Source organism: Limosilactobacillus reuteri, from assembly GCF_002254085.1.
GTDB classification, from domain to species: domain Bacteria; phylum Bacillota; class Bacilli; order Lactobacillales; family Lactobacillaceae; genus Limosilactobacillus; species Limosilactobacillus reuteri_K.
The window spans coordinates 13,004-23,619 of record NZ_NGPY01000015.1; the positions used below are offsets into that span (position 1 = coordinate 13,004).

Annotated in this window: 22 protein-coding genes; 5 read left to right on the plus strand and 17 right to left on the minus strand. The window is 37.3% G+C overall.

What is annotated here, in order from left to right:
* From CBG10_RS04150 to CBG10_RS04200, 12 genes are read right to left on the minus strand one after another with little or no spacing between them, the layout of a single operon-like run.
* Entirely contained in the window at window positions 1-699 is a 699-nt protein-coding gene (locus CBG10_RS04150; RefSeq protein ID WP_094511747.1) for a Rha family transcriptional regulator, read from the minus strand.
* Window positions 696-995 (minus strand): hypothetical protein, encoded by a 300-nt coding sequence (locus tag CBG10_RS04155; protein ID WP_094511748.1) that lies wholly within the window; start codon window positions 993-995, stop codon window positions 696-698. The genes CBG10_RS04150 and CBG10_RS04155 overlap by 4 nt, the downstream gene beginning before the upstream one ends.
* Window positions 992-1,381 carry a hypothetical protein gene (locus CBG10_RS04160; RefSeq protein ID WP_094511749.1) on the minus strand — a complete coding sequence of 130 codons (390 nt, stop codon included), beginning with the start codon at window positions 1,379-1,381 and terminating at the stop codon, window positions 992-994. The genes CBG10_RS04155 and CBG10_RS04160 overlap by 4 nt, the downstream gene beginning before the upstream one ends.
* Window positions 1,378-1,704: a hypothetical protein gene (locus tag CBG10_RS04165; RefSeq protein WP_094511750.1), complete on the minus strand. Its 327-nt coding sequence runs from the start codon at window positions 1,702-1,704 to the stop codon at window positions 1,378-1,380. The genes CBG10_RS04160 and CBG10_RS04165 overlap by 4 nt, the downstream gene beginning before the upstream one ends.
* Window positions 1,697-2,554, minus strand: coding sequence for a DnaD domain protein (locus tag CBG10_RS11150; RefSeq protein WP_094511752.1), 858 nt, complete (start codon window positions 2,552-2,554; stop codon window positions 1,697-1,699). Before CBG10_RS11150 ends, CBG10_RS04165 begins: the two co-directional genes overlap by 8 nt.
* A gap of 11 nt (window positions 2,555-2,565) precedes the next feature.
* A complete protein-coding gene (locus CBG10_RS04175) occupies window positions 2,566-3,426 on the minus strand; it encodes a PD-(D/E)XK nuclease-like domain-containing protein (protein ID WP_094511753.1) in 861 nt (286 codons plus the stop codon).
* Window positions 3,392-4,327, minus strand: coding sequence for a recombinase RecT (locus tag CBG10_RS04180; protein ID WP_225361508.1), 936 nt, complete (start codon window positions 4,325-4,327; stop codon window positions 3,392-3,394). The genes CBG10_RS04175 and CBG10_RS04180 overlap by 35 nt, the downstream gene beginning before the upstream one ends.
* Window positions 4,320-4,592 carry a helix-turn-helix domain-containing protein gene (locus CBG10_RS04185; protein WP_094503984.1) on the minus strand — a complete coding sequence of 91 codons (273 nt, stop codon included), beginning with the start codon at window positions 4,590-4,592 and terminating at the stop codon, window positions 4,320-4,322. Before CBG10_RS04185 ends, CBG10_RS04180 begins: the two co-directional genes overlap by 8 nt.
* A complete protein-coding gene (locus CBG10_RS11155) occupies window positions 4,592-4,768 on the minus strand; it encodes a hypothetical protein (protein WP_179225369.1) in 177 nt (58 codons plus the stop codon). Before CBG10_RS11155 ends, CBG10_RS04185 begins: the two co-directional genes overlap by 1 nt.
* Window positions 4,769-4,805: 37 nt before the next feature.
* Window positions 4,806-4,988 (minus strand): hypothetical protein, encoded by a 183-nt coding sequence (locus tag CBG10_RS04190; RefSeq protein ID WP_094511754.1) that lies wholly within the window; start codon window positions 4,986-4,988, stop codon window positions 4,806-4,808.
* Complete coding sequence (locus tag CBG10_RS04195) at window positions 4,985-5,188, minus strand: DUF6877 family protein (protein WP_094511755.1); 204 nt, start codon at window positions 5,186-5,188, stop codon at window positions 4,985-4,987. Before CBG10_RS04195 ends, CBG10_RS04190 begins: the two co-directional genes overlap by 4 nt.
* The gene (locus tag CBG10_RS04200) at window positions 5,185-5,415 is read right to left on the minus strand and encodes a helix-turn-helix domain-containing protein (RefSeq protein ID WP_094511772.1); all 231 of its coding nucleotides are present in this window, start codon (window positions 5,413-5,415) and stop codon (window positions 5,185-5,187) included. The genes CBG10_RS04195 and CBG10_RS04200 overlap by 4 nt, the downstream gene beginning before the upstream one ends.
* 89 nt (window positions 5,416-5,504) lie before the next feature.
* On the opposite strand from CBG10_RS04200, the gene CBG10_RS04205 reads away from it, so the two are divergent.
* Window positions 5,505-5,804 (plus strand): hypothetical protein, encoded by a 300-nt coding sequence (locus CBG10_RS04205; RefSeq protein ID WP_094511757.1) that lies wholly within the window; start codon window positions 5,505-5,507, stop codon window positions 5,802-5,804.
* Here CBG10_RS04205 and CBG10_RS04210 read toward each other — a convergent pair.
* The 5 genes from CBG10_RS04210 to CBG10_RS04225 all read right to left on the minus strand — a co-directional run bounded on the left by CBG10_RS04210 (window position 5,779) and on the right by CBG10_RS04225 (window position 7,280).
* Complete coding sequence (locus tag CBG10_RS04210) at window positions 5,779-5,991, minus strand: hypothetical protein (RefSeq protein ID WP_094511758.1); 213 nt, start codon at window positions 5,989-5,991, stop codon at window positions 5,779-5,781. The genes CBG10_RS04205 and CBG10_RS04210 overlap by 26 nt on opposite strands.
* 14 nt (window positions 5,992-6,005) lie before the next feature.
* Window positions 6,006-6,128, minus strand: coding sequence for a hypothetical protein (locus CBG10_RS11695; RefSeq protein WP_263851425.1), 123 nt, complete (start codon window positions 6,126-6,128; stop codon window positions 6,006-6,008).
* On the minus strand, window positions 6,129-6,482 hold the full coding sequence (locus tag CBG10_RS04215; RefSeq protein WP_094511759.1) for a hypothetical protein: 354 nt from the start codon (window positions 6,480-6,482) through the stop codon (window positions 6,129-6,131). It lies immediately after the preceding gene.
* Between the two features lie 359 nt (window positions 6,483-6,841).
* Window positions 6,842-7,012, minus strand: a complete 171-nt coding sequence (locus CBG10_RS11160) for a hypothetical protein (RefSeq protein ID WP_179225370.1) — start codon at window positions 7,010-7,012, stop codon at window positions 6,842-6,844.
* A gap of 52 nt (window positions 7,013-7,064) precedes the next feature.
* Window positions 7,065-7,280 (minus strand): helix-turn-helix domain-containing protein, encoded by a 216-nt coding sequence (locus tag CBG10_RS04225; protein WP_094511762.1) that lies wholly within the window; start codon window positions 7,278-7,280, stop codon window positions 7,065-7,067.
* A 152-nt stretch (window positions 7,281-7,432) separates the two neighbouring features.
* Between CBG10_RS04225 and CBG10_RS04230 the strand changes: the two genes are divergently transcribed.
* From CBG10_RS04230 to CBG10_RS04245, 4 genes are read left to right on the plus strand one after another with little or no spacing between them, the layout of a single operon-like run.
* Window positions 7,433-7,774 carry a helix-turn-helix domain-containing protein gene (locus CBG10_RS04230; RefSeq protein ID WP_094511763.1) on the plus strand — a complete coding sequence of 114 codons (342 nt, stop codon included), beginning with the start codon at window positions 7,433-7,435 and terminating at the stop codon, window positions 7,772-7,774.
* Between the two features lie 10 nt (window positions 7,775-7,784).
* On the plus strand, window positions 7,785-8,087 hold the full coding sequence (locus CBG10_RS04235; protein WP_094511764.1) for a hypothetical protein: 303 nt from the start codon (window positions 7,785-7,787) through the stop codon (window positions 8,085-8,087).
* 51 nt (window positions 8,088-8,138) lie between these two features.
* Window positions 8,139-8,999 (plus strand): sulfite exporter TauE/SafE family protein, encoded by an 861-nt coding sequence (locus CBG10_RS04240; RefSeq protein ID WP_094511765.1) that lies wholly within the window; start codon window positions 8,139-8,141, stop codon window positions 8,997-8,999.
* Window positions 8,996-10,594, plus strand: coding sequence for a DUF4041 domain-containing protein (locus tag CBG10_RS04245; protein ID WP_225361753.1), 1,599 nt, complete (start codon window positions 8,996-8,998; stop codon window positions 10,592-10,594). Before CBG10_RS04240 ends, CBG10_RS04245 begins: the two co-directional genes overlap by 4 nt.
* The last annotated feature ends 22 nt before the right edge of the window (window positions 10,595-10,616 follow it).

Below are 10,616 nucleotides of genomic sequence, written 5' to 3' on the forward strand. Positions count from 1 at the left end.
CTAAACAATTGCTAACTGTGCATTGGTCTGCTGAATTTCTTGTTGCAATTCAAACGGCGGATACCAGTTGTTAACAAAATCAACAGCCTTGTCAAAGTCTTTCATCGGTAAGTCGTTGTATCGGTCTTGATCGAACGTCTCACGATACGAGCTGAACAATGCACGATAGGTCTTAGCTCGAACGTTCTTGTCACGATACGCATTAGACTTCTTACCGCCTAGAACATTGATAATCTTTGCGTTACGCTTCTTAGAAAACGAATGAGCCATGTTGCCGGGCAGTCCCATACGATCCTTAATGTCCTTAACGTCCGCTGAAAGGCTTTCGTAGCCCTTAGCAATCAAACTAATCTGTTCAGGTAAGGTAAGAGGCTTTTGCTGTTGAAGTTGCTTTTCCATCCGATTGAAAGCATCAATGTACTTCAACTTGAATTGATCCGCCTTTGCTCCAGTAAAGCCAAATGCAATAAACGTAAACCCATCACGATTCATGTAATACATTTTATTAGCCTTGCCGCTAGCATCTTTGTAATTGCTTGACACAAACATCTTTTGATACTGAGCGCAATTTTGCGCTGAGTTAATTTTGTTCTCAATAGCACGGATTACATCACGATGGTTCTTGTTAAATACCTTTGCTACTTGCAAGCTGGTTGTCACTGCTTGCCGATCACGCATAATTACTAATTCTGCTGTCATTCTTTAATTCCCTCCGCTTCGTAAAAATCTAAGATGGCTTGCTTTACTTCTGGTAGCTTGTCGTATGAGTCTAGCTCATCAATAATACTGAAAATACATTTGCGTGAAAGCTGCACAGAAATATGATTGCTTGGGTCAATGTGAATTCCGCTATACGTTTCGCAAAGCCTTGTTCCAAAGTCAATCCAGCCGTCCTTTTCTTCAAAATACTTAAATCCCAACTTCTTCATATGGTGCTTCAACGCTTCTAAGTTCGTCCGTGTGCTTGCTGATAATACTTTTGTTTCTGCGCTCATTGCGCTACCTCCTCAGTTACCTTAATTTCTCGCTTGCTAACAGGCGTTGCGATGTACTGGTCAATCAGATCAGCAATTTTATCCCGCAGCTCATCGTTTAGGTCAAAAATCTTCTTTGATGCTTCTTCGGTAGTAATATCCCAAAACTCAGGATCAAGCCATTCTTCGGGCCAGCCCTCAAAGTTATCGCCAAACGGTTGAGCGATACTCTTTGCCTTTGGATCAACAGTCATAAACCACCGGCAATCTTTGTCATCGTCTCGGTATTCTTCCCAATCCGCGTAAATGTCGATACCATAAACATCGCTACGGATAGCGAACACTTTAGGCAACTGATTAATCCGCTCAATTAATTCGTCGGTTGTTAAATACTCTTCTGCATTCATGCTGTCGCCTCCTCGTAACTCCAACTCGTACAAGCCTTATCTCGTATTAAACGGCACTGGTGGCACCAATCGGCTGCATCTTTAACGTTTTGCTTTGTAATTGGAGCTTTTAGAGCCTGCTTCATTTGATTGCCTGTAAAGGGCATGGTGTAGTTGCTGTCATGCTCATCAAGTTGCGACAGGTAATAAATCGCTATCTGTAGCTTTGCTTTAACGAACTTGATTGCCTGCGCCTCAACGTTGTGGCTATCCCATTCATCTTGGGTTATCTGCACCATCCGCTTAGCAACAGCCCACTTAGCTTTTACTTTGTCTTTAGTCATCTGGCATTGGCACCTCACTCTCGTCTGGTAGCTGATCCATCCAGTTACCTTGATCAGACTTACCCTGTTTTCCTTGTTCCTGCTGTTGCTTGAACCACTCCGGCATTGGTTCGTTAATCGGCGGGCGTTTGCGGTAATAATTACGCTGTTGACGCTGATTGTAAGCATTCTTCTCATGGCTCTCATTGGCTTTCTGTGCCTGCTCTAACGTTGAAATGTGTTGCTGACGCCAAGAGTTAAAGACACTACTTAAAAAGCTATCAGCTGCACTAGCTGTAACTTGTTTTTTGCCTGCAATTGTCAAAGCAAAGATAACTAGATCAGGACCAAACTCAGTAATCCATCCTGTTAAATCAGCCATCACAATTCCATTAGGAAAGCCCCAGTTTAATTTTTGCTGCCAAAAGTTAAACACGTCTTCGCGCGTGTGCGTATTACTACTACCTATCTTTTGTTTAGTTTTGTTTTGTTTATAATATGTTCCACTATCTTCTCCACTAGGTACTCCACTATCTTCTCCACTCTTTACTCCAGAGGTGTCTCCATTAGGTACTCCAGAAGTAGCTTCAGAAAATGGAATCAAACGATAATCAGCTGATTTACCATGCTTACCTTTTCTCACCTCAATACGTCCAGCCTGTACCAATGAATTTCTTGCATTCATAACTGTTTGGTCACTAGATGTATGAAGTTCTGATTTTAGCTTAAGGAGTGGTACTGACAGCCACTCGTCCCATCCGGAGGTGTTAGCAATGGCCATTAATTTGAACCATAGTCTGTACGCCTTATCGGATAACGGGTGTAACTCTTCCCACTTATCAAAAGCAATAATCTGTTTAAGGTAGTTCATGGATTCACCTCCTAACGCAGTTCAATGTCTGTAATATGTGTTGACCCTGTTAACTTCTTTGTTGCTCTACAATATTCACAATGTTCGCATCGTGTAGGCTTAACATTGCCCTTTATTACATCAAATACTCGTTGCTGTTTATCCTTGATTGTTTCAATTTGTTCATCTAAGATTTCTCGTATTTCATCAGTGTCAAAATCATATAAGTCATGGTCCGGTACATCTTGTTTTGATACAGCAAAGATAAATGGTTGTAGCCACTTGTTATAGTTCTGATAGATTAGCTCTTGATATAAGGCGATTTGCATAAAATATCCACGCTCTTCAGCAAAGCTAACTGGATAATGCTTACCTTCTATCCAATGTTTTTTAAGAAGATCATCAACAGTTTTAAGATCACAGAAATATCCACGTTCAAGGTTTAAACTGTCAATCTTGCCTTTCCATGCAAATCCGTTAATTTCACCTGTTACAATTACTTCTTTATCACCTGGCATATATAGATCATCAAATAGCGGTTCATCTTCTAATGTCTTAATCATCCGATTGGCTAGACCGTCTTCGCTATAAGCTTGCTTTAGCTTTGCTGTTACCTCACCATTACTTTTATGAATATGCATTTCGTCAATTACATCTGGCTTTTGTAAGAAAGCTTTATGTGACTCATCGCTTTCAAAATAGCTGTGTATGAAATTGCCAAAAATTAGTGGATCTAATCCACTCTTTGGTTTGCTTGGTTTATATTGATCGTGATATTTGGCATAGGCAGCCGCTTCACATTGTAAAAATGGCTTAAACGAGCTTACATCCATGTACGTGTCGTCTTGGTAATAGTTATCACTTGTCAGCAGGGGTAGGCGTGATAGTGCCATCTGGGAAGAGTTCTTCTTGAGCATGATTTCCTTCACCGCCCTTCTGATTTACTGATTTTGGCGCTACATCTTTTTTATCTGCTTTACTAGGCTTTTCTTCTTTTTGATTAGAATTAGTTAAAATATCCATAGCAGATTGTTGAGGCTTATGTTCTTCTTCAACAGGCGTTACATCTCGGCGCTCATCATCGTATTCGTTGCTTGTTGTGTCGTTGATAGCACCAGTTAATAGGTCACTATCATCAGAAGTGTTAATGAACATCTTAGCGGCACGGTTTAGCACAGTTCGTTTTGCCATTTCTTGACTAAAATTCTGCTGTACTTTGTTATTTTTTTGACGTGTTTGTGCCCATGATTGATTAATTTCTTTCTTGGTCATCACAGTAAAGTCAGTGCCTTCATCAGTCTTAATCATGGCAAAGGCTCCAACGATTTGATTATCTTGATTTTCAAATTTAGGAACGAATCTCTTAACAACTAGTTCCATGTCTTCATTAGCGCCAATTTCAAAGTCATCTTTTTCATGAACAACTTCTGCCCTGACTTTCTTAACTCCATCCAGTCGCTTAACTGCTGCTACTGTTCCAAAGTAGCTTCGTTGCATTTGAAGTTCATTGCCGTATACGATGAAGTAGCATTGATCTTTCGCTGGTGACAATCCTTGCAGTGTCATATCTAACAAGGATTTAACAATTGAGTCATGCGAACACACTTCTAAGGCTGGCCGATGATTACGGTCTTGTACCTTTTGCAATTCAAGAAAGGCCGCATTAAGCGCATTAGAAGCGTTGTAATTCTTCGGCAGTGATAAGTCCTGTGTGTCTTGCATTTGTTTAACACGATCTAGGACAAGATCGGTTAGCTTAGTTGGCTTCTGCTGTTGTGCTACTTGATTATTCATACTTGACCACCTCATTCTTCCAGTTGCTTGTGTGTGATTTACTAGTCCATTCGCAATTTAGTTTGAAAAAATCTTCTGGTTTGCATTCAAGTGCTACTGCTAATTTGTCGATAGTTTCAAACATAACTCCCTTATTTTTCCCGTATTCCAGAGCCATTATGGTTGTCTTTGATATTCCTGTCATTTTGTACAAGTCACTTGTTTTGAAGCTGAGCGTTGCCATACGAACTCGCAAATTACGGGCAAAGATTTCAGATAGGTTCATTACATCCACCCCATTTGCTCATTAAATAGTTCTGATAAAGTTTGTTGCGATTTGTAATAGCGAGTAAGTGCTTCAACATCACCTACGGGGGTTGCTTGCTTAACAAATACTGCGTTCATTAGATTATTTTGTAGAAGGATAAATCCTTCTGCTTTTTTCATTTTTTGATCAAACATGATAAAATAGACCTCGATAAATGTTTTTGTTTATTTTCTATTTGCCATCGGATGTGTCAGATCCGGTGGTTTTTTTGTTTGGGTTATCTGGATCACCTAGTGCCCCTAAGATTTGCCAGAAAAGAACAAATCCAAAGACAAGGAACAATCCAGACCCGTAAAACAATGAGATTAACATTGCAGCAGTTAAGCCCGTACAGATTAAAGCTGGTTCATTCATTCAATCACCGCCTTTCGTTGTGCTAATCCATAACGAATTAAATTTTCAAGGTAGCGTGCTTGTTGCCAAACATAGCCATCAGTTGGCTTGCCACCACTGATAAACCAATCACCCAAGCGTTCCCGTACCATTTGTATGGCATTTAATGGGAAATCATACTCATCAAACAGTTGGTTAATTCGTTCCATTCCGTCTTTCATTTTTCTTTACCTCCTCTGAAAACATCTAAGCTAACGTCTAATGCGTCAGCAATCTTGCACATATTTTTGAACGGTGGTTCCTTCCCATCGTTTTTGTAGTTATAAATTGTTGTTAGAGGTATGCCTGTCATTTTAGATAAGCGATAAACTGTTATCTTTTGTTTATCTAACTGAATTTGTATGCTATTCCACAACATCTTGTATAAATCAATCCTTTCCATATCCATATGTAGTGATATAATCAAAATTACGATTATTTACGTAACACTCCTTTTAGTAAATTAATCGTCAATTCAATCAAAGTGAGGTGCATAATATGAGCAAGCCTTATATACTTACCTATGATTTAAATACTCCCGGACAAGACTACAATAAGTTGCATAAAATTATTGAAGATGAAATCTCAACTGGTACTTGGTGTCATTGCTGGGATTCGACTTATGTTTTTCGTTCAGAGCTAAGCGCTTGGCAAATAATGCATAAGTTAGAAAATTATGTTGATGTCAATGACAGACTTTTTGTTTCAGAAATACCATCAGGAATGTCATCAAATTATTCTGGATGGTTAACAGATAATGAGTGGGAATATATCAAGAAAAATATTCTCGATTTTTAATCATTCTCTCGTATTCTTCTTTTGTCATAGGTTTCTTAACATTCAAGTCTCCTTTTGAGGAGGCTTTTTTTATTACAAAATCATATTCTTGCTTATCGTTTGAATTACTACGCCTAACTTCGCTTAGCACATACTCTTTTGTAAGAATTTTTGTAATCAAATCTAGCAGTATCTCTTCCTTACTCACTGCTCTTCACCTCCTTAGTGTTTCTTTCGATACTTTGGCTTCAATACATTCAGCTTCTCGCCTTCAATAACGTTGACGATTGCTCCGACTAAGAAGCAAGCCATAATTGCTAACACGCACCACGATAGATATGCCATCTAATCACCTCTCAATCGTGGATCGATTTTCAGCGCTTCTTCATGAGCTTCGTTATGATTTACAAACCACTCGTCAAATGCTTTTAGCTTGTATGACCAATTCCGTCCGTGCTTAATAGCAATTTTTTGATTTGGATTTTCAGCAATAATCTGATCACGAAACCTTTTGATGGTTTCTCGGCTTTTGCCATACTTGCCAAGTTCTACAAGTTCAGTAGTAGTTACCAGCTCATCATCTTTGCTTTTTTCTTCTTGGTCTTTTACGAACTTGGCAACAGCCTTGTAAGCAGCTTGTTCCATTCGTCTATCTAATTCATCAACGGTTAATGTGACTACTCTTACAGGAGTTGCCATCAAATCACCTCCTAAGCTTCAATTACTGGTGCATTTAAGAACTTGTTAATGAAATATTGCTGCATTTGATTACCTCCTTAAATGCTTTACTATAATTAAGACATCTCCTAACGAAAGGAGGTGAATTATATGAAATTAAGGCTAATCAACGTCCAGAAATCTGGGGTAAAGCCAATTGTTATCAACACTGCCACCCACGTAACTCTTCATACATACCTGAATGGCGATATAGTGTTCGACCAGAGTAATTGCAAAACGCTCGAGTCATTCAATTGGTCAGAAGTTGGAAGTTATGAACTTGATACAGTCCCTTGCCCAACATCATTCAACCCCGATCAATGGATAATTGATAAAGTGTTTTAATTCTCACAGTCAGCGTTATCGCTGGCTTTTTTCATTTCCAAATACTTGTCATAAGCACTGCCGACAAACAGCTTCGCTCCTGGCCAATCTTTCAGCGATACATACTCACCGTTGATAATTGATTGGAGAAAATCATGATTATCTGGGCCAATAATAGTTAGTTTCATCAAGTCACCTCCTACATATCCAGAACACGGCAAATCTTTTTAGCTGTTTTAGCTAACTTTTATTTAAAAAAATAGATAATGGTACATCTAGTACTTGGCTAGCTTTAACAGCAACATTGGTTGATAGTTTACGACTACCACTAAGTACTTGTCCAAGATAGCTAGGGCTTATACCAATTTTATTAGCTATAAATTTAGTTTTAATTCCCCGACTATCAATCTCTTGTTTTAATCTTTTATAAGCATCATCTTTGAGAACTGTTGTCAATTGTCAGCACCTCCTTAGCTGTTTTGTTTAACTTTACGATTATTATAATACATCGCTGTTTTAGCTAAGTCAACTATTATTTAGCTTTTTCAGCTAAATATGTAACATTTTTGTTTAACAGTTGTATGATATAGCTAAAAAGGAGATTAATTATGAGTGATTTTAGCAAACGCTTAACGTCCCTTCGTGAAGATAAAGGATGGAGCAAAACGTATACAGCAAAACAAATTGGTCTTAAGAGCATGCAAACCTATGCCAATTGGGAATATGGTCGAACTGAACCAGATTTTGAAATGATTTTAAAAATTGCTAACGTATTTAATGTTTCGACAGATTATCTTCTAAATGGCAAAGAATCAAGTGGAGATGAAAAATCCCTATCAAAAAACCAAAAACTCGTCGCTTACTCGATTGACCCCGATATATCTGACGAAGAACGTAACGATATCATCGAGATGGTTAAGATTGCAATGAAGAACCGTCGACGCGTCTGAGGTGATTGCTATGGAAATGTCAGACTTAGAGAAAATCGAGGACCAACATCCTGAATTAAAATTCTATATGATTGATGTTCCAAATCTACACTATCACGGTCATATTATAGGAAACGATGTATACATAAACGAAAACCAGCCTCAATTGGACTGGCTGAAAACTGCACTTCATGAATGCACACACTCTGACTTTGATACAGGAGATCTTTCGGATGGAACCCAATTCAGAACAAAAGTTGCTGAAAGCTGGGCCATACGTGAGTCTCGACGAGAGTATGATGCGATGTTTAAAAACAAAAAAATAGCAAATTAATATACGTCCAAACGTGATCGACGTTAAAAACTATTGGGAATAATTGAATTAATGGAATCAACACAGACTGAAGCTACCCAAGCTTATGTAAAACATAAAAAGGGCATATGGATTTCGACTGGTATTTTTGCTTTTATAGGTCTAGCTGGTGGAATTCTCGGAGCTATTTTATTTGCGCTTTTTGGTTTCTTTATAAGTTTTCTTTTTGCTCTTATTGCTTTCAAAATTAAGGAAACGCCAGAAGAAAAAGCATACTTTCGTGAGCAACGTAAAAAACTAAATGCTCAATTAGAAAAAGAAAGCCAAGAGCGTAAAGAAACAAGAGTGCAGAGAAAGCTAGCTAAAAAAAGAAAAAGAGAGGAAGAACAACATAAAAGAGAAGAAGCTGAAAGAGAAAGAGAAGAACTTTATAAAAAGCAAGTTGAATGGTGGCTAACAGAAGATTTATCTATTCATGCTAAAAAAATAGATGGTTTGAAGCTATCTAAAAATGAATATTGCTACTACAAAAGCTCTGAACCAATTAATTGGAAAGAAGACCGTGTATCTACAAGAAGAATAAACTACGGTGGATTAACCGCCACAATCCATATTGCAAAGGGGCTTAATTATCGATTAGGTAGTATAAATACAGCTATTAACAAAAGTGCTCATATAGTAACGGTACTTACCGGAACTCTATTTTTAACTAATAAGCGAATTATTGTTGCTAGCGACAATCAAATCAAGGCATATACATTTAAGAGATTGTTAAAAATGGAACCCTATTCAGATGGTGTAGCCTTGTATAGCAGCGCTGGTAAACGTGTTATTTTAGATGGTTTCACCGACGCTACTCACTTTAATATATATTTAGATAGATTAACTTCAGAAGATAACATTTTACCTAATAATTGGGGGAACATTTCATGAAAAGATTTAAAAGGATTTCAGCTATTATAGCCATTTCATTTTTGGGGTTTGTAATTGGTGCATCTCTTACTAATGGTTCACCTTTCCCGGCCATAATGGGATTGTTAATAGGATGGGGATTATCATTCTTTTGGCCTGTTATTAATCCCAAGAAATTTCGTGAAGAAATTAAAAATCAGGCTGAACAAATTTCAAAATTAGAAGCTGAAAATAAGGCGCAAAAAGAAAAACTAGATAAAAAGATGACGATTCTTCAAATGAAACCAGAAGAATTAAATAATTTAATTAAAGAGAAACAAAGTGCCCTAAACAAAATAACTAATAATTTTAATGCTCAAAATAAAAAGTTGGAACAAGCTAAAGAGAAAATTGACAATCTTAATAAACAAGCAACTGAATTGAGCGAAGAGCTTGAAATTGAAAGAAATATTCAGCAGTTAAACGCTAAAGTGAATGATCTAAATAATGACTTAGATAAAAAACAAAAAGAATTAGATGAAGTGAAAGATGAAATTATTTCATATGACGAACAAGTTAGTATCGAAGAATACGGGCTTTACACCCCTCACTACTCATTTGAAAATTCCATTGAATATAAAGATAAATTATCTGAAATTAGAGAAAAACAAAAAAAAGCAATAAAAAATGGCTCTGCTGGAGTAATCATTAGCTCTATGCTAATGGACGGTTCTGCTTCAAAGGGTCACAGAGTACAACTTAAAAATATAAAACAACTCATTAGAACATTTAACGTTGAATGTGAGGCTGCAATCAATAAAGCAACTTATACAAATATGCCTAGAATTGAAAAACGAATTAATCGTTCCTTTGACCAACTTAATAAGCTTAACACTGGAAATAGTGTGGAATTAAGTCAAAATTATCTTAATTTGAAACTAGATGAGCTTCACCTAGCCTTTGAATACGAGCAAAAGAAAGAAGAAGAAAAAGAAAAGTTACGTGAAGAACGTGAAAAAGAGCGAGAAGAGAAAAAAGTACAAGCTGAGTTAGCTAAACAAAGAAAAGTCGTTGAAAAGGAACGCGCAAAACAAGCAAAGCACTTTGAACAAGCTCAAGCGCTTCTTAAAGAAAAAATGGAAAACGTTAATGAAGATGACGAAAAATACAAGTCACTTCAAGAAGAAGTTGCAAAACTTAAATCTAAGCTTAGCGAGCTTGACAAGAAGTCTGAAAGCCTTGATTATCGCGAAAATCATGCAACAGCTGGATATGTATACATCATTTCTAACATTGGTTCATTTGGCCAAAATGTATTCAAAATCGGTGTAACAAGGCGATTAGAACCATTAGACCGTATCAGAGAATTAAGTAGCGCCTCAGTTCCATTTAAGTTTGATGTTCACGCTTTAATCTTTAGCGAAGATGCCTATAAGCTTGAAGCGAATCTCCATAATTACTTTGATAAGCAACGTGTCAATAAAGTTAATAATCGCAAAGAATTCTTTAACATTACTATCGAACAAATTCACGATGCTCTTGATAAGTATTACAATAGGACGTTTGAATTCCGTGAAATCCCTGAAGCTGAGGAATATCGAAAGTCGCTAGAGATCGCTGAAAAAATTAGCGCTTAATTTTAAACCGGTCGAAATCGAC